Origin of the sequence: Shewanella marisflavi (assembly GCF_023283925.1) — a bacterium.
GTDB classification, from domain to species: domain Bacteria; phylum Pseudomonadota; class Gammaproteobacteria; order Enterobacterales; family Shewanellaceae; genus Shewanella; species Shewanella marisflavi.
Window position 1 is genome coordinate 412,886 of the sequence record NZ_JAKIKX010000001.1, and the last position, 16,981, is coordinate 429,866.

Annotated in this window: 17 protein-coding genes; 9 read left to right on the top strand and 8 right to left on the bottom strand. The window is 50.9% G+C overall.

Translation table 11 applies throughout. From position 1 onward, the window contains the following. The first annotated feature begins 35 nt into the window (after nt 1–35). From L2712_RS01790 to L2712_RS01805, 4 genes are all read left to right on the top strand, one after another. The gene (locus L2712_RS01790) at nt 36–797 is read left to right on the top strand and encodes a threonine/serine exporter family protein (RefSeq protein WP_248976709.1); all 762 of its coding nucleotides are present in this window, start codon (nt 36–38) and stop codon (nt 795–797) included. Then, complete coding sequence (locus L2712_RS01795) at nt 794–1,264, top strand: threonine/serine exporter family protein (protein WP_033537956.1); 471 nt, start codon at nt 794–796, stop codon at nt 1,262–1,264. The genes L2712_RS01790 and L2712_RS01795 overlap by 4 nt, the downstream gene beginning before the upstream one ends. A gap of 40 nt (nt 1,265–1,304) precedes the next feature. Continuing rightward, nucleotides 1,305–1,787 carry a type 3 dihydrofolate reductase gene (gene folA, locus L2712_RS01800; RefSeq protein ID WP_248976710.1) on the top strand — a complete coding sequence of 161 codons (483 nt, stop codon included), beginning with the start codon at nt 1,305–1,307 and terminating at the stop codon, nt 1,785–1,787. Nucleotides 1,788–1,873: 86 nt separating this feature from the next. Next, nucleotides 1,874–2,266, top strand: a complete 393-nt coding sequence (locus L2712_RS01805) for a DUF3718 domain-containing protein (RefSeq protein ID WP_248976711.1) — start codon at nt 1,874–1,876, stop codon at nt 2,264–2,266. Nucleotides 2,267–2,337: 71 nt separating this feature from the next. Here the strand turns inward: L2712_RS01805 and L2712_RS01810 are convergent, their stop codons facing one another. The 7 genes from L2712_RS01810 to lptD all read right to left on the bottom strand — a co-directional run bounded on the left by L2712_RS01810 (nt 2,338) and on the right by lptD (nt 11,316). After that, the gene (locus L2712_RS01810; protein ID WP_088905351.1) at nt 2,338–4,362 is read right to left on the bottom strand and encodes a methyl-accepting chemotaxis protein; all 2,025 of its coding nucleotides are present in this window, start codon (nt 4,360–4,362) and stop codon (nt 2,338–2,340) included. 103 nt (nt 4,363–4,465) lie between these two features. Continuing rightward, nucleotides 4,466–5,290, bottom strand: coding sequence for a symmetrical bis(5'-nucleosyl)-tetraphosphatase (locus L2712_RS01815; RefSeq protein ID WP_248976712.1), 825 nt, complete (start codon nt 5,288–5,290; stop codon nt 4,466–4,468). 25 nt (nt 5,291–5,315) lie between these two features. Continuing rightward, nucleotides 5,316–5,696, bottom strand: coding sequence for a Co2+/Mg2+ efflux protein ApaG (apaG, locus tag L2712_RS01820; RefSeq protein WP_248976713.1), 381 nt, complete (start codon nt 5,694–5,696; stop codon nt 5,316–5,318). Between the two features lie 51 nt (nt 5,697–5,747). Beyond that, a complete protein-coding gene (gene rsmA / locus L2712_RS01825; protein WP_088905349.1) occupies nt 5,748–6,557 on the bottom strand; it encodes a 16S rRNA (adenine(1518)-N(6)/adenine(1519)-N(6))-dimethyltransferase RsmA in 810 nt (269 codons plus the stop codon). 2 nt (nt 6,558–6,559) lie between these two features. Further along, complete coding sequence (pdxA, locus tag L2712_RS01830; RefSeq protein WP_033537963.1) at nt 6,560–7,558, bottom strand: 4-hydroxythreonine-4-phosphate dehydrogenase PdxA; 999 nt, start codon at nt 7,556–7,558, stop codon at nt 6,560–6,562. A gap of 5 nt (nt 7,559–7,563) precedes the next feature. After that, a complete protein-coding gene (surA, locus tag L2712_RS01835) occupies nt 7,564–8,868 on the bottom strand; it encodes a peptidylprolyl isomerase SurA (protein ID WP_248976714.1) in 1,305 nt (434 codons plus the stop codon). Between the two features lie 126 nt (nt 8,869–8,994). Continuing rightward, nucleotides 8,995–11,316 carry an LPS assembly protein LptD gene (lptD, locus tag L2712_RS01840; RefSeq protein WP_248976715.1) on the bottom strand — a complete coding sequence of 774 codons (2,322 nt, stop codon included), beginning with the start codon at nt 11,314–11,316 and terminating at the stop codon, nt 8,995–8,997. A gap of 156 nt (nt 11,317–11,472) precedes the next feature. Here lptD and L2712_RS01845 point away from each other — a divergent pair, with 156 nt between their 5' ends. The 5 genes from L2712_RS01845 to L2712_RS01865 are packed head-to-tail and all read left to right on the top strand — an operon-like array spanning nt 11,473 to nt 15,590. Continuing rightward, complete coding sequence (locus L2712_RS01845) at nt 11,473–12,474, top strand: aminoglycoside phosphotransferase family protein (RefSeq protein ID WP_248976716.1); 1,002 nt, start codon at nt 11,473–11,475, stop codon at nt 12,472–12,474. Next, nucleotides 12,474–13,190 carry an N-acetylmuramate alpha-1-phosphate uridylyltransferase MurU gene (gene murU / locus L2712_RS01850; protein ID WP_248976717.1) on the top strand — a complete coding sequence of 239 codons (717 nt, stop codon included), beginning with the start codon at nt 12,474–12,476 and terminating at the stop codon, nt 13,188–13,190. The genes L2712_RS01845 and murU overlap by 1 nt, the downstream gene beginning before the upstream one ends. After that, nucleotides 13,187–13,963 (top strand): co-chaperone DjlA, encoded by a 777-nt coding sequence (gene djlA / locus L2712_RS01855; RefSeq protein WP_088905343.1) that lies wholly within the window; start codon nt 13,187–13,189, stop codon nt 13,961–13,963. Before murU ends, djlA begins: the two co-directional genes overlap by 4 nt. 25 nt (nt 13,964–13,988) lie before the next feature. Continuing rightward, nucleotides 13,989–14,615 carry an outer membrane beta-barrel protein gene (locus L2712_RS01860; protein ID WP_033537968.1) on the top strand — a complete coding sequence of 209 codons (627 nt, stop codon included), beginning with the start codon at nt 13,989–13,991 and terminating at the stop codon, nt 14,613–14,615. Nucleotides 14,616–14,636: 21 nt separating this feature from the next. Further along, the gene (locus tag L2712_RS01865) at nt 14,637–15,590 is read left to right on the top strand and encodes a D-2-hydroxyacid dehydrogenase (RefSeq protein WP_248976718.1); all 954 of its coding nucleotides are present in this window, start codon (nt 14,637–14,639) and stop codon (nt 15,588–15,590) included. A gap of 94 nt (nt 15,591–15,684) precedes the next feature. Here the strand turns inward: L2712_RS01865 and purT are convergent, their stop codons facing one another. Continuing rightward, the gene (gene purT / locus L2712_RS01870; protein WP_248976719.1) at nt 15,685–16,863 is read right to left on the bottom strand and encodes a formate-dependent phosphoribosylglycinamide formyltransferase; all 1,179 of its coding nucleotides are present in this window, start codon (nt 16,861–16,863) and stop codon (nt 15,685–15,687) included. Nucleotides 16,864–16,981: the final 118 nt, after the last annotated feature.

Sequence of the window (16,981 nt, forward strand, 5' to 3'; positions counted from 1 at the left end):
GCTCGTTAAATTACCACTTTCATTCTGAGAGAATTGTGTACGCCGATACTCAAAATGATATTACCCGGCAGGTCGTCCGGGTTGCTCAACTGTTACTGGCCTATGGCGCTGAGTCTGAACTCGTTGAAGAGATCAGTCAGCGTTTAGGTCAGGCATTAGGTCTCGCAAGCGTCGAGATCTCTATCTCCTCTAACTCACTCGTACTAACCAGCTTGGTGCATGGGCGTTGTATTACGACGACCAGACGGATTCGCGAACATGGTATCAATATGAGCATCATCTGCGAATTACAGCGGATCTGCCTGTTGACCGAAAAGGGGATCTACGGCCTCAATGAGGTGCGTAAGCGTGTCGCCCGTATTCAACCCAAGAGCTATCCCAAGCGCTATTTAGTGCCTATGATAGGCCTCTCCTGCGGTAGCTTTTGTCACCTGTTTGGTGGCGATACCGTGGCTGTGCTGATCACCATATTAGCTTCCTCAGTGGGTATGTCGGTTCGTCTCGCTATTGCCAAGCGACATTTTAACTTGCTGTTGAACTTTGCTGTTACCGCCTTTGTCACCACACTGGTGGCGCAGATGGGGTATCACCTGCATCTGACTGATACGCCCAAGTTGCCCATGGCTGCCAGCGTGCTGATGTTGGTCCCAGGCTTTCCTATGATCAACGCCATTTCTGATATGGTGAAGGGACATCTGAATGTTGGGATCTCTCGTTGGGGACACGCCACTCTATTAACCGTGTCATCGGTTATTGGGATCACCATAGCCATGCAGTTAGGAGGACTCTTCCTATGATGGATCTGCTCATTAAGCTGCTAAATGATGCTCTGTTCTCTGCGGTGCCTGCGGTGGGGTTCGCCATGGTATTCAATGTGCCGAGACGGTTCTTACCCTATTGCGCGCTTGCCGGTTCCCTAGGACACAGTCTGCGTACCTTGCTAATGCATTTTGGCATGCCGATAGAGTGGGGCACTTTTGTGGCCGCAGCCTTAGTTGGCGTATTAACCATAGGTTTTGCGAAGAGACATCTTGCCCCACCGCTCATGTATGCGGTTGCGGCGATCATCCCGATGATTCCTGGCACTTATGCCTACAATACGGTTATTGCTTTGGTTCAGTTGACGGCTATGTCTGAGGTGAGTCCAGAACTGACTGCCGAGGTGATCAGTAATGGTTTGAAGACTATCTTCATTTTAGGCGCACTGTCAGTGGGATTGGCTATGCCCAGTTTGCTCTATTTTCGTACCCGTTCAGTGATCTAATTCTTAATTAAAGAAACGGCAATAGACCGTTGGAGAGCCCATGAAAATTGCAATGATCGCCGCGATGGCGAATAACCGGGTTATCGGTAAAGATAATCAGATGCCTTGGCATCTACCGGAAGATCTGCGCCATTTTAAGCAGATGACCTTAGGTAAGCCGGTCGTAATGGGCCGTAAGACCTTCGAGTCCATCGGTCGACCATTGCCGGGTCGCCATAATATCGTGGTCAGCCGTCAGGCAGATTTGGTGATTGAAGGCGTAACCTGTGTGACCTCTTTTGAACAGGCTAAGGAAGTCGTTAAAGGTTGTGATGAGTTGGTGGTGATAGGTGGTGGCCAGTTATATGCCGAGCTTCTGCCTCACGCAGATATTCTCTATTTAACCGAAATTAATCTCGACGTTGCTGGTGATACCCACTTCCCCGAGTGGGACGATGGCAGCTGGCAGCTTCTTCAGAGTGAATCTCACATAAATGATAAAGGTTTGGAATATCGCTTTATCAATTTGGTAAAAAAATGTTAAATTACGGTGTTACCCCGAGTTGTCTTTAAGCTATCGGATTAGCGATAGCCTATTGAAAAAAATAATAAATATTATAGGAGTACCCGATGCGTTTTTTACCGACTACGTTAGCTGTAGTGATTGCAGCGTCTGTCTATACCGTTCCGGCGCCAGTACAAGCTAATGATCAACTTGTTGCGAATATCTGCAACTATGTTCAGGCTGATGACAAAAACCGTTTACGCAAAAAATTGAAAGAAGCCCGTGTAAAGTTACGAAACGTTTATGAAGGTGTGGCCTGTGATGGCGATAGCCTGTTACGTTTCGCCATGAAGAGTGGCGCTAATGACGTGGGTGAGTTTATGGCCAAGCGACTCTCTACCGATGATTTAAGTGCTAAGGAAGCCGATGGTATGACAGTTGTCGAATGGGCCGAGGGTAACGGCCATGGCGGCAGTCCGATTACCGCTGCAATAAAGGAACGTCTTGCTGGTAACTAATCGTTAGAAGACTTTTCAGTTAGCCACAAAAAACCGGACTTAAGTCCGGTTTTTTTGTGGCTGCTTGGTGATTAAACCTTAAACTCACCTACAGAAGCCTGCAGCTCTTCGGCCAGCTGAGCCACCTGATGACTCGATTGAGCCGTTTGATCGGCGCCTGTGGCTGTCTCTTCAGAGATGGCGGCAATATGTTCGAGCTTCTCAGACACCTGCTGACTAACCAGGTTCTGTTCTTGAGCCGCATTAGCGATATGAGTGCCTGAGTCATGGGCGAAATGTACCGCATTGCTGATGCTTTCCAGGGCCTCATTAGCCTGCTCAGTCTTCTCGACACAGCTATTGGCTTGTTGACGTCCCAGCTCCATTACAGAGACCGCTTCTTGTGTGCCCTGTTGTAGCACCTGGATCATCTGCTGGATCTCTTGGGTAGAGTCTTGTGTGCGTGATGCCAGGCTGCGGACTTCATCGGCGACCACGGCAAAACCACGACCTTGCTCACCCGCTCTGGCGGCTTCAATAGCGGCGTTTAAGGCTAGCAGGTTGGTTTGTTCGGCAATGCCACGGATCACATCGAGGATTGAGCCGATAGAAGCGCTGTCGGAATGCACTTTATTGATCACTTGACCCGCCTTCGAGACTTCGTCTGCTAAGGCGAGTATGGTGCGTTTATTCTCATCGGCGATGGCGCGCATGTGCTGGGCTTCTTCATCTGCCTGCCTAATCTGATTCAGAGCCTCATCGGCGCTGGTGCTCACCTGCATAGCACTCGAGCTTAGCTGGGTGGTAGCGGTGGCGACTTGATCCACTTGGTTCTTCTGCTCCTGAATACCCGCCGTCGTTTGAGCCGTGATGGCTGAGGTTTCCTCAGCTGCGGCAGCCAGTTGGTTTGAGCGATCTAAAATTCCCTGGATCAGGGTGCGCAGGCTATCTACCAGTCGGTTACAGTTGCGAGAAAGTTCGGCAAATTCATCATGACCGCTATCGTCGAGCTTATGAGTCAAATTCCCAGAGGCCAGGATGTTGAGGGCATTATTTACTTTATCGAGCGAATGCTTGAGCGGACGGATAACGGCGATACTCACCAGTACGGCGACGACTATGGCGATTAATACCAGCGCCAGGGTCTGATAACTGGCGCTATCGACTTTTTCGATCGCCTTGACACTGACCTCCTGTGAGGTCGACTCAATGGCTTTATTCAAGCTAGCCATGCTTTGATTGACCGCTGTGGCGTCAGACTCAACCCTGGTAAGGAGTTGACCGGCCTGCAGGTTGAAATCCAGCTGCTGTCCTTTACGCTTAAGGAGCGATTGGGGACCGTTAAGCATGGCAAAGACCTTACCCGCTTCGGTATTGATATTGTCCAGGATCTCTTGGTCGATAACGCCTTCCCAATGACGCTCAACGTATTCGAGTTTGTTTTGGGCTTCACTGATGATGTAGTCAAGTTCCTTGAGAATCGTGTCGTACTTGGACTTTTCTTTACTATTGACTAGGTCATAGCTGCTGGTGATCAGGTTGCTGAAGCTGTTGTCTATGTTGCTGGCTGTCGCAGCAATCTCCCTGTCTGTGGGATCTTCGCTTGTCTCCAGATCGATAAGATCAAGTAGGAGCGAGGCGGTATCATCAGCGGCGACTTCAAGGTTATCCAGGTCATCTATCAGAGACTCTTGAGTGTGCAGTGACTGCTCGCGAGCCTGCATCATTTTGAGGCTGTTGTCGGTAAAGGTTTGGTAGCTGGATCTTAGTGTCTTGATCTGATTCCCTAAGTTGGCTTCGTGTCCCTGAATAATGCGATTAAGCTGATCTAACTCACTCAGAAAACCTTTACTAAAAGTGGTAAATTGATTGCGAACTTGAGGGAGTTCTTTGGATTGCTTGCTATGGAAAGCCACTAGGAGTTGCTTCTCCTGTAGGGCAAGGTTTTGAGTCAGGCCATTGCTACTCTTTAGCGCTGGTAGGCTCAGGTCTTGCAAAACAAGGGTGCTACTCTTGATACTGTCGTTGGTGACCAGTGACGCCACTCCTAACACGATAAGCAGTAATGTGACGACGCTAAATCCACCAATGACTCGAGTGGCGACATTCAATTTCATAGGGCACTCCGGTTTTTGTTGTTATATCCCTAATTACAAAACATATTCTCAGGGGGTGCGGGTGATGCCCGCTAGCTTTGTATCGGCCAAACTTGGTTGTAGTTTAACTCTTTTTTAACTTATTTTGGGTAATTTTTTGATTTGATTCAAGATGCCAAAGGGTTAAATATTGACCCCAGCAGCAGCCAGTGTCCAGTGCATGCAAGCCTATCTGGTCGACCTTGCCCATTAGTGCGGCCCAGTGGCCGAAGACCAAAGTATGTTTTTCCATGGCCAAGTTTGGCTGCTTATACCAAGGGATAAGACCAACTTCCTCTCCCTGTGCTGGCGGCAGTTTACAATCAAAGTCTAATCGACCATCGGGATAAAGAAAACGCATGCGGGTCAGGGCATTGATGGTATACACCCAGCGTGCCAGCCCCTGAGCATCTGGCTGCCAATGGCTAGATTCGTTGGTGTACATCTTGCTTATAAGGCAGTCGACATAGTCATCGCGGCTGAGAACTTGCTGAACCTGGCGAGACTCTTCTATTGCGGTTGCGGCGTCCCATTGTGGCGGTATTCCCGCGTGGGCCATCAGAATGGCCTGGTCTGAATGTTCCCTGACCAAAGGCTGTAGCCTTAGCCAATCGATCAGCTGGGCTATATCCGGGGCGCTCAGTAAGGCGTCGAGGTGATCTTTAGGGTTAGGGCGTTTAATCTTGCCATGCAGCGCCATAAGATGCAGGTCATGGTTACCCAGTACTGGTTTTACGGCGCCTTCTAGCCCTTTGAGGTACCTTAGGGTTTCGAGCGACTGCGTACCTCTGGCGACCATATCGCCGACCACCCAGAGTTCGTCGGTCGAGGGATTAAAAGCCACCTTAGCAAGCAGGGCCTGAAGTTCATCGAAACAGCCCTGAATGTCGCCTACGAAATATGTCGCCATGAATTACCTATATCCTTTAGTGCGATTAATGAAGCAGGCCGGGAGCTGCAAGGCGGAAGGGGGCGATAGGGGCTTTAAAGGTTTCACCGCTTTCGGTGACCATCACGTAGTGGCCTTGCATCACGGCAAATGGCGTTTCACATACAGTGCCGCTGGTATATTGATAGGCGCTATTAGGCGCTATGGTGGGAGTTTCGCCGACAACGCCAGCTCCTTGAACCTTACTTTCATGGCCGTTGGCATCAGTGATGCTCCACATGCGGCTCTTTAAGGTCACGGGCTGATCACCTAAATTAACTATGGTGATGGTATAGCTGAACAGGTATCTCTCTTCTTCGGGTGAAGATTGCTCTTCGATGTAGTCGGTTTTGACCTCAATTTTGATTGAGGATTCGAGTTGTTTCATTCGGATCCCTAAAGGTTAAAAAGTGGAGGTGCCAAGGCACCTCCACCTTGATTAGGCTTGTTTTTTATCTACCAGATGATTTGCCATGGCAACATATTGGGCCACAGTGATCTGCTCTGGACGCTTGCTGGCATCGATATTAAGCGTGCTGAAGTCCTCGTCGCTTAATAGCTGCTTTAGATTGTTGCGCAGTGTCTTACGACGCATATTAAAGGCCGTAGTGCACAGATGCCTTAACAGGTCTACATCCTTGCAGGGGTAAGGCTTGTTCTTGTAGGGCACGAGTCGTACAACCGCTGAATCGACCTTAGGCGGTGGTGTAAAACAGCCTGGTGGTACTTCGAGTACCGGCATGACCTGACAGAAATATTGTGCCATTACAGTGAGGCGGCCATAAGCTTTAGTGCCTGGCGCCGCTGAGAGTCTCAGTACCACCTCTTTCTGCAGCATAAAGTGCATGTTTTCAATATGATCGGCAAACTCAAACAGATGGAACATCAGCGGTGTTGAGATGTTATAGGGAAGGTTACCAAATACCTTCATCTGTTTGCCTTCTTCGACCAGCTGCATAAAGTCAAATTTCAGCGCATCCCCTTGATGGATCTCAAGCTTATCCTTGAGGAAAGGATGGGTCTGAAGGCGTTCAACCAGATCTTTATCCAGCTCAACGACTGTCAGTTTGTCTATGCTTTCGGCTACAGGTTCGGTGAGTGCCGCTAGGCCTGGGCCAATTTCAACCATCACGTGATCATTGTCCGGAGCGATGGCGCCCACGATGCGGTTGATCACATTGCTGTCGGTCAAAAAGTTCTGCCCGAAACGTTTTCTAGCCGTATGGCCTAAATGTACTTTATTACTCATTACTACTCTTTAAGTGACTCATTCTTGGTGGCCAGTTCGATGGCCTTGTTTAGCGCACAGACGAAACTGCCGATATCGGCCTTGCCTGTGCCGGCCAGCTCTAATGCCGTGCCGTGATCGACCGAGGTTCGGATATAGGGCAGGCCTAAGGTGATGTTGACCGAACTGCCAAATCCTTGGGATTTTAATACTGGGAGCCCCTGATCGTGATACATGGCGAGGATCACATCGGCATCTTCCAGATACTTGGGCTGGAACAGAGTGTCCGCAGGCAGTGGGCCTACTATGTGCATGTTTTGTTCGCGCAGCTCGTTGAGTGCGGGAATGATGACGTCTATCTCTTCCCGTCCCAGATGACCATCTTCGCCTGCGTGGGGGTTAAGGCCACAGACATAGATCTTGGGGTTGTCTATGGCAAACTTGGTCACCAGATCCTGATGCAGAATCTTGATGATCTGATGCAGGCGATCACGGGTGATCGCCTTAGAGACATACGCCAGTGGAATATGTGTGGTGACCAAGGCAACTTGCAGGCCTGGCGCTGCCAGTAACATCACCACATCCTGGCAGTTAGCCTGATGGGCAAAAAACTCGGTGTGACCACTGAAAGGGATACCAGCTTGGTTGATGATCCCTTTGTGCACTGGGCCTGTAACCACGGCATCGAACTCGCCATTCATGTTCTTTTCACCGGCGTAAGCCAAGGTGTCTATAACATAGCTGCTGTTCTGCTCATCGAGTTTGCCGCATACCGCATCGTTGACCAGCGGGAAGGGCACTATGGTTAAGGTGCCCGCTTCTTGTGGTCTTGGAGGCTGACTTGGCTGATAAGGCCTTAGCTGAATCGGCAGGCCAATCTTTTTGGCGCGCGAGGTCAGCAATGTGGGGTCGGCACAAACAACAAGCTCAGCGGGCCAAGCGCGCTGAGCAAGTTGAATGACTAAGTCTGGGCCCACACCGGCTGGTTCTCCCGGTGTGATGGCGATGCGTTTAGTCGTCAATATGGTTAACCTCGATTAAAATCGGCATCGAATACTTCAATGTAAGCTTCTGCTCGCATTTCATCCAGCCAGTTTTGCAATTCTTCATTAAACTTACGGCGGAAGATGAGCTGATGTGCGCGATTAGTGTTAAATTTATCCGTTGCATCCGTCTTACGTTTCTCCTCTAACTGGACAATATGCCAGCCATGGCTAGAGCGAAACGGCTCACTGATCTCGTTAATCTTCAGTGCGTTAAGTGTTTGTGCAAAGGCGGGTACATAGACCGATGGGTCTGCCCAGCCCAGTTCACCGCCCTTGGTTGCAGAGCCAGGGTCTTCGCTGTACTGACGTGCTAGGCTGGCAAAGTCGGCTTCGCCTGATCTTAGCTGAGCGACAAACTTATCCAGCATCGCCTTAGCGCGCTCTTCCGACAGGATCGGTGAAGGTTTGATCAGTATATGGCGCGAACGCACTTCGTCAATTTCTTTAGTTTGCAGACCACGGGCATCCATCACCTTGATGATGTGGAAACCGGCGCCGCTACGCACTGGGCCAATAATATCTCCGGTTTTGGCGCCTACCAATAGCTCGGCAAAGAGAGTTGGCATCTCATTGACGTTCATATAATCCCAGATACCGCCTTCGAGAGCCTTAGGGCCTGACGAGGAGGCGATAGCGGTTTGTTTGAAGTCAGCATTATCTTGCAGGCGTTTGAGTACGGCATTGGCGCGGTTACTGGCAGATTCAAGCTGTTCACTGTTGGGACTGTTGGGGACTTCGATAAGAATATGGCCTATCTGGTATTCCACCTGTTGCATGCCCTGTTCTTCAATGAGCTTAACCAGGCTGTTGATCTCTTGTGGAGATACCTGAATGCGACGCTGAACCTGAATTCGCTGGATCTCACCTAGGGTGATCTCTTCACGCAGCTGTTCGCGGTACTGACTCCAACTGATACCGTCAGCTTCTAACTGCTCGCGCATCATATCTGGAGTCATTTTCTGTTCTTTGGCGATATTCTCAATGGTTTGATCCAGTTGTAGATCGCCGATGTGCAGACCAATACGGTCGGCCATCTGTAATTGTAGGCGAGTCATGATAAGGCGCTCGATCACCTGAGTGCGCAGTGCTTTATCTGAAGGCAGTGACTGACCAGCGGCCTTTGCATTGGCTTTCACTGTCTTCAACATGTTGACGATTTCGCTTTCCAGCACTATGCCTTCGTTTATTTGTACTGTCACCCTGTCGAGAGGGACGTTTTCGGCCATCGCACCGTGGCTCATCACCAGTGTAAGTAAAGCAAAAATCAGTTGTTTACAGGGTTTCATCCACAAAAATCCTTGGCATATTCAGGTCGGTCAACACGCACGTCGACCGACGATGTAATTCGATTATTTTGATTGGACTACAAGTCCGTATCTAGGTTCAGCTTAAAGCGCACTAAATATCAAAAACTAGTTTCTCAGGTAGAGTGGCTTGCGATAGTTAAAGAGACCATCGTTGAGCATATCCGATACACCTAGTGGGCCTGAGCCTCCCAATCCTTTGATCACAAAATTCAGGTAGAAGCCGCTTTCGAATAGCTCTCTGTCATCGAAGGTCGGATCCAGGTTGTCATCATAATTGGTTTTAATGCGGTAATGATAACTTAAGCGCACGGCCCAGCAACAAGATTCGTATTGAAATCCTGTGTAGCTCTCGACACTACGATTCTCATTGAGATCGTAATACCAGTTGCCGACGATATACCAGTTATCGTTGATTGGCCAAGCGGCACGTAAGCCCGTCTGCGACACATTAACAGATTCGTTGGTGTTGCTGTTAACTAAATCGGGTACGTATCGATAGCTAAATTGCATGAGCTTGTTGACCCCAGGCCTGAAATCCAGGGTGACTTCGCTCTTCTTGTTGTTTTTGTTTTCAGTGTCATATTGAATGGCACCACTTAAAAACCAATCGCTGTATAACTGGGTGTTGAGTTCGGCCGCTAACACAGAGTTGGAGGTGTTTTGCTGCTCAAATATCTGGTTAGGGCGCGAGGGTTCGGTGATCCCTACTTTACTGTCTTCGAAATAGAAGATCTGCCCTAAGCTGAACTTAAAACGCTCTAAGTTGTGCTCATCAAACAGGCGAGTGGTTAAGCCTAAGGTCATCTGATTGGCATCGGCGATGCGATCTAACCCGGAGAAGCGACGATCCCTGAACAGGCCATAGTAGTCTTCTTGCAGCAGGGCGGTGTCATAGATGCCAATATTGGACTGATCTTCATATCCCACATACAAATACTGGAATTGTGGCTCCAGCGTCTGGCGATAGTTAACATCGAAGAAGTCGGTAAAACGCTCGAAGTTGATCTGGCCATGGATACGTACCTGAGGCAAGGTACGGCTGACCGAGCTGTCGAGTGGCTCGGTACCATTGTAGTTGGTGGTATCTTGCCAGTAGTTGGTTTGCATTAACTTAAGTTCGCTAGTAAGCGAGCCTGCCGGGCCATGAATGGGTAGCGACACACTTGGCTCTATGTGCAAACGGCTGGCCGTAGCGTACTGGTTCTCTTTATGACGGAAGTTACTGGCTTCACCCAAGAGGTTGAAATCTAGCCCTTTCCACAGCGCAGGCGAACGGTAGTTGAACGCTATCTGAGGCATCACCTGGTAAGGAGACTCATCTTCGCCCAACACCTTGATATCTTGCACCCTGGCCGAGAGATCCCAGTTGTCCTCGAAATAGGCTATTTCGCCAATGCGAGACAGTTGGTTGTCTGTGGCTCTCAAAACGTCCGATGGCAGATCATTGAAGTAGTTGTTGTCTGACACATCGGTAAAGTTAGCCAGTACTCGCCAGTTTTCGGCAATAGCGCCTTTATGCTGCCAGTGATAGAGGTAGCGATCGGCACGATTTGGCACTAGCTGATCATTACCCAGATATTCAAGGTTGAGTTGGCCTTGCTGATCATCGCCGGCGAGGTATCTAAATTCCGATTTTAAAAACAGACCGCGCGCCGACATGTAATGAGGCGTGAAGGTCAGATCATATTCAGGCGCAATATTCCAATAGTAAGGGGTAGATATCTCGACCCCATTGGTGGTGCTGGTGCTGAAAAAGGGAAACAGGAAGCCGGATTTGCGCTTCTCGGAAACCGGAATCGTCATATAGGGTAGATAGAAAACGGGGACATCGCCTATTCTCAGCTTGGCATCCCAAAGCTCGCCCCACTCTTCACTGCTATCAATCTTAATGGTTTCTGCTTCCAGCAACCAAGAGGTGTCCCCAGGGGGGCAGGTGGTAAAGCTGGTGTTAGACAGATGAAGGTTGTTGTCCTGAGTAATTTCAAGGCTTTCCGCATCGCCGTGTATCTGCTGGCCGTGCATCCAATATTGGGCGCCGCTAAGTTTGGCACTGTTACTACGCATCTCGGCGCTGAGTGAGTCGGCGGTGACGGTAAACATATTGTCTTGAAACACCAGGTTGCCATTGGCATCCAGGCGCTCATTGGCTTGATCCAGCACGGCACTGTCGGCGGCGATATGGCGCCCGCCTTGACTAAAGCTCACATCACCTTCAAAGCTCGCCTTATCACCCATCTTGGCGGACGATGAGTCGGATACTATCTTTATTTGCTGCAGATTTAAGGGGCGCTCATCTGTGCTGGGCTCGGGAATAGGCACCGGAGGCAACACCAGGCACTGGGCACCGGGCGCGGGAGTGGTCTCTGATTCGTCTGCCAAGACTAGCTGCGGGAGTAGCGCCAATGCCAATAAGTAACGGATATGCATCTTTTATCGTTTTAGTGAATTCTTAGTCTAGACAAGTTATCGGTGAGAATAGTTGCATCCCCGTCGGGAAGCAACTTAGCAAAAGAGATAGAATCATCTTAATTGCTGTTTCTATTTTGCTTTATAATAAAGCAATTTTCTTCTAAGAGCCATGAGGTGCCCTTGTCAGATCCAAGATTTCTTGCCCTTAATTCATGGATAGCGCGAACTTTAGGCGATGATGCTCAGGTCGCATTGATTTCCGGGGATGCCAGTTTTCGTCGCTATTTTCGCGTCCAATTACCCAAGCAAAGTTTTATCGCCATGGATTCCCCGCCGGAGCTGGTGCCCGTTGCCCCTTTTATTGCCTTAGCCAACGCCTATCAAGCGCGAGGGATTAAGGCGCCTGAGGTGAAGGCCGCCGAACTTTCCCAAGGCTTTTTACTGCTCTCCGACCTAGGGGACACTCAGCTGCTGGACGCATTAAATTCTAACAATGTGAGTCATTATTACGGTCGCGCTCTGGCCTTGCTGGATCAAGTGCTCACTATCACAGAGGCTGATGGCGAGTCGCTGCCCGATTATGACGACGAGTTTGTCCTGCGTGAGCTAAACATCTTCCTCGAATGGTTGGTTCAGCATCACCTAAAGCTAAACATAGATAATCAGACGCGGGATATGATAGATGAGTGTTTTGGGCTGCTTATCGACAATGTCGCCCAGCAACCCAAAGTGGGCATGCACAGGGACTACCATAGCCGTAATCTGATGTTGTGTGATGATGAGCTGGCGGTGATCGATTTTCAAGATGCGGTGATTGGCCCTATCACCTATGACGCCGTCTCTTTGCTGCGCGACTGTTATGTGCGCTGGCCTGACGAGGTGGTTACTCCCTTGATTGGCCAGCACTATCAGCAGATGCGTACCTTGGGGTTAATCGAAGAAACGGTTTCGCTGAGTCAGTATCGTCGCTGGTTTGATCTAATGGGGATGCAGCGCCACCTTAAGGCGGCGGGGATATTTTGTCGTCTCAACTATCGCGACGCTAAGCCTGGCTATATGAAAGATATTCCACTGACGCTGAGTTATGTGCGCGATATCGGCGCCCAATATCCTGAGTTTACCCCTTTCATCACCTGGTTAGACACCCAAGTTATCCCAAAAATGGGAGCCATGTGATGAAGGCGATGATTCTTGCTGCGGGTCGAGGTGAGCGTTTACGCCCCTTAACCGATACCTTGCCCAAACCCTTGGTGGCGGTGGCCGCTAAGCCATTGATTGTTTATCACATAGAGCGGCTCGCCGCCCTGGGAATAAATGAGATCGTCATAAATCATGCTTGGCTTGGGCATAAGTTAGAAGCGTATTTAGGCGATGGCAGCGCCTGGGGAGTCAGCATTCACTATAGCCCTGAGACAGAGGCGCTGGAGACGGGTGGCGGCATTAAGCGCGCGCTACCACTACTCGGTGATGAGCCTTTTCTGGTACTCAATGGTGATGTCTATATCGATAGCCTACCTATGGTGAATGGTCAGCCTCTGACCCATGCCTTGGTGGCCGAGCTGATGCGCGAGCAAGAAGCCTATCTCTGGTTGGTGGATAATCCCGTGCAGCATCCTCAGGGGGATTTCGCCTTGGTTGCCGGTAGGGTGCAAGAGTCTGGTGAGCCCAAGTTGACCTTTTCCGGCATGGGGCTTTACCATCCGCGTTTGTTTGCGGGGACTCCCGAGGGGCGTTTCGCCTTGGCGCCGCTGCTGCGGCAAAAGATGCAACAGGGTCTAATCGGGGGCGAGCATTACCCGCACCTATGGTGCGATGTGGGTACCCCCGAGCGTTTGCATTTACTGGATAGTGAATTAAGGGCGGCACAATCAATGAGTAAGGTTTCTCGATGAAGATTTGGGGTAAATTTTTTGGTTTTGCCATCGGCTTTATGTTTGGCCGTATTATCGGCGGCATCATAGGGCTTTGGCTGGGGCATCTTTACGATAAGAAGCGCGGCCAGATAGAGCAGCTGATGGGCAAGAGCAGCGATCGTCAGGCGCTGTTCTTTAATACCGCTTTTGCGGTGATGGGGCATGTAGCCAAGGCCTCGGGTCAGGTGACCGAACACGATATTCGTTTGGCTACGGCCTTGATGGATCAGATGCGCCTATCGGGCGATGCAAGGCGCGAGGCCCAAGCGGCCTTTACTCAAGGTAAGGCGGCGGATTTCGATCTTAAGGCGTCGCTACGCACCTTCAGGCTGATCTCTATGGGGAGACGTGAGCTACTGCAGATGTTCCTGGAGATCCAGATCCAAACGGCACTGTCCGATGCCCAGCTAGACGCCAAAGAACATGCCATACTCTTAACCGTGGCGCAGGAGCTCGGCTTTAGCCGCGAGCAACTAGACGACCTGTTAAAGCGTTGGCAGGCTGAGTTTAATTTTCAGCGCCAGGGCAAGCAGCAGACCTCTATTCACGATGCCTATGAGGTTTTGGGGCTGACAGAAGAGGCCTCAGATCAGACGGTTAAACGGGCCTATCGCAAGCTGATGAACGAGCACCATCCCGATAAGCTCGTGGCCAAGGGTTTACCGGCAGAGATGATGGAGCTGGCAAAGCAGAAGGCGCAAGATATTCAGGCGGCTTACGACAGAGTCAAACAAGAGCGCGCCCTGCGGTAATCACTGTCTACAAAAGGAGAGGGCGATGAAACCAGTATTGATGGTATTGATAGGATGTTTGGCGAGCTTGCTAACCGGAGCCGCCTCGGCGAAATCGGATATCTATATCGCCCCCTTTGGTGGTTACAGCTTTGGTACCAGCGAACTCGATGCCACAGACTTAGACACTAATGTCGAGGGCAGTATCGATATCGAGGCCGCGAGCCATTACGGTATCATGCTGGGGATGAAGACCCGCGATCCTGGTGATGTCTACTTTCTATATAGTCATCAGAGCACAGATATGCATGCCGCAGGGATGTTTACCCCCAATCGACTTGCAAGGCTGGAACTGAATTACCTGCATCTGGGTGGATCGCTCTATTTCCCCAGAGGCAATTGGCGCCCCTATGTGACAGTGAGTGCGGGGATGACTCAAATGCGGCCATCGGGAGACTATTCCGATGAGTCACGCTTTTCCATGGGCATAGGTGGCGGCGTCGAATACCTTTTTAGCGATAACTTCAGCCTATTTGCCGATGGCCGAGGCTATGCCACTTTTATTAACAGTGATAATGCACTGTTTTGTGATGCTAACCGCTGTATCTGGAATATCCGTGCCGATCTTATGTGGCAGGGACAGGTCAATGCGGGTTTTAAATACACTTTTTAGTCGCTGAAACAGAGAGGTCCTATGAAGCTCGTTGTACTCGATGGTTATACCCTCAACCCTGGCGATCTCGATTGGCAGCCACTGGCCGAGTTGGGAGAGTTTCATTGTTATGACCGAAGTTTGCCTGATGAGGTGTTGGCAAGGGCGCAAGGCGCGCGGGTGTTGCTGACCAATAAGACAGTGCTAAACCGAGAAACCCTAAAAGCCTTGCCAGAACTTGAGTATATCGGCGTGCTCGCCACCGGCACAAATGTGGTGGATCTCGCCGCCGCCAGTGAGCTGGGGATTAAGGTCACCAATGTACCAGGTTATGGCCCAGATGCCGTGGCGCAAATGGTGTTTGCCCATATACTGCATCACACCCAGCGCCTTGCGGATCATCATAACGCCGTGGTGTCTGGCGCTTGGTCCCAGTCGCCCGATTTCTGCTTTACCTTAGCGCCGCTTCAGTCACTTAAAGGAAAGGTGTTAGGGCTGGTAGGATTTGGGGATATCGGCGCTCAGGTGGCGACCATCGCCCTGGCATTTCAGATGCAGGTGCTGGTCAATACGCGCTCGCCTAAACAGGGCCTGCCGCATGGCGTGCGCTGGTGTGAACGTGAAGAACTGTTTGCCCAGGCCGATATCATCTCCTTGCACTGCCCACTGACGAGTGATACCGAGCAATTAATTAACCGTGAGCGCCTCCTTGCGATGAAGCCAAGTGCCATCTTGATTAACACTGCGCGCGGTGGCTTGGTGGATGAACGGGCATTGGCTGATGCCTTACGAGCTGGCGAGATCGCCGCCGCTGGCGTGGATGTCTTGTCGACTGAGCCGCCAAGTGATGATAATCCCTTGCTGAGCGCCGTCAATATCAGTATCAGCCCCCATAATGCCTGGGCCACACTTGAGGCTCGGCAGAACCTGCTGGCCATTGCGGTGGCAAACCTTAAGGGGTTTCTGGCGGGAAGCCCTCAGCATCTGGTTAACTAACTGGTTTGATTTTAGTGCTTTGATTTTAGTGCTTTGATTCAGAGCAGAAAAATAACAAGGGCGCCAGTTGGCGCCCTTTGGCTTATGGCTGCAATTAATCCAGCAGCACTTCGACTTGGCCTGCGACATTAAGGGCCTTGTCGATGGCCTGGTCAACCGTTTCGCCGCGGGCGAGCCCTACGCCGAGGCGGCGGCGACCGTCGATATCTGGTTTGCCGAACAGTCTCAGCTGGGTGTCGGGCTCAATTAGTGCGTGTGCCATGCCGCGATAGGCGATGTTGTGGCTAGTGCCTTCGGCAAAAATAACCGCCGAAGCCGATGGGCCATGTTGGCTGATGTTGGCGATCGGCAGGCCTAAGATGGCGCGCACATGCAGGGCGAACTCAGATAGGTCTTGACTGATCAGGGTGACCAGACCGGTATCGTGAGGGCGGGGGGAAACTTCAGAGAAGTAAACCTCATCGCCTTTGATAAACAGCTCGACGCCAAACAGGCCATAGCCACCCAAGGCTTCGACCACCTTGCGACCAATCTCTTGCGCCTTGTCGAGAACAGCCGGGCTCATCGCCTGGGGTTGCCATGACTCGCGATAATCACCATCTTCCTGGCGATGACCAATCGGCTCACAGAAGTGTATGCCATTAACTGCACTGACGGTGAGTAGGGTGATCTCATAATCGAAGGGCACGAAGCCTTCGACAATCACTTTACCGCCACCGGCGCGGCCGCCTTCCTGGGCATATTGCCAGGCCTTTAAGATCTGATCCTGGCTGCGGATAACGCTTTGTCCCTTGCCCGATGAACTCATGACAGGCTTGACCACGCAAGGCAGGCCTATGTTAGCCACCGCCTGTTCAAACTCCCCTTGGGTATCGCAGAAGAAGTAGGGTGAGGTGGGCAGTCCTAAGGTCTCGGCGGCGAGGCGGCGGATCCCTTCACGATCCATGGTGAGTTGGGTCGCTTTCGCCGTGGGGACCACATTAAGTCCTTCGGCTTCCATCTCGACCAAGGTTTGGGTGGCGATCGCCTCAATTTCTGGGATCACCAGATGGGGCTTCTCTTGCTCTATGATAGCGCGTAGTGCTGCGCCATCGAGCATATTGATCACATGGAATCTGTGGCTGACCTGCATGGCCGGTGCGTTGGGGTAGCGGTCGACGCCGATCACTTCAACGCCCAGACGTTGCAGTTCGATGGCAACTTCTTTGCCGAGTTCGCCACATCCAAGCAGCATGGCGCGCACGGCGCCTTTTGAATAGGGGGTGCCTATCATAGTGTGGGTACCTTTTGATGATGAGTGGGTCTCTGTCGGACCTGCTTCAATTATTTGGGGATTATCTTACCCTGACAAGGAGGATATTGAGATCTTTTCCGCCAACAAGTGTGTAGTG

Coding starts and splice junctions, on each gene's coding strand:
- L2712_RS01795 (WP_033537956.1), top strand. CDS start 794: ATGATGGATCTGCTCATTAAGCTGCTAAATGATGCTCTGTTCTCTGCG.
- folA (WP_248976710.1), top strand. CDS start 1,305: ATGAAAATTGCAATGATCGCCGCGATGGCGAATAACCGGGTTATCGGT.
- L2712_RS01805 (WP_248976711.1), top strand. CDS start 1,874: ATGCGTTTTTTACCGACTACGTTAGCTGTAGTGATTGCAGCGTCTGTC.
- L2712_RS01810 (WP_088905351.1), bottom strand. CDS start 4,362: ATGAAATTGAATGTCGCCACTCGAGTCATTGGTGGATTTAGCGTCGTC.
- L2712_RS01815 (WP_248976712.1), bottom strand. CDS start 5,290: ATGGCGACATATTTCGTAGGCGACATTCAGGGCTGTTTCGATGAACTT.
- apaG (WP_248976713.1), bottom strand. CDS start 5,696: ATGAAACAACTCGAATCCTCAATCAAAATTGAGGTCAAAACCGACTAC.
- rsmA (WP_088905349.1), bottom strand. CDS start 6,557: ATGAGTAATAAAGTACATTTAGGCCATACGGCTAGAAAACGTTTCGGG.
- surA (WP_248976714.1), bottom strand. CDS start 8,868: ATGAAACCCTGTAAACAACTGATTTTTGCTTTACTTACACTGGTGATG.
- lptD (WP_248976715.1), bottom strand. CDS start 11,316: ATGCATATCCGTTACTTATTGGCATTGGCGCTACTCCCGCAGCTAGTC.
- murU (WP_248976717.1), top strand. CDS start 12,474: ATGAAGGCGATGATTCTTGCTGCGGGTCGAGGTGAGCGTTTACGCCCC.
- djlA (WP_088905343.1), top strand. CDS start 13,187: ATGAAGATTTGGGGTAAATTTTTTGGTTTTGCCATCGGCTTTATGTTT.
- L2712_RS01860 (WP_033537968.1), top strand. CDS start 13,989: ATGAAACCAGTATTGATGGTATTGATAGGATGTTTGGCGAGCTTGCTA.
- L2712_RS01865 (WP_248976718.1), top strand. CDS start 14,637: ATGAAGCTCGTTGTACTCGATGGTTATACCCTCAACCCTGGCGATCTC.
- purT (WP_248976719.1), bottom strand. CDS start 16,863: ATGATAGGCACCCCCTATTCAAAAGGCGCCGTGCGCGCCATGCTGCTT.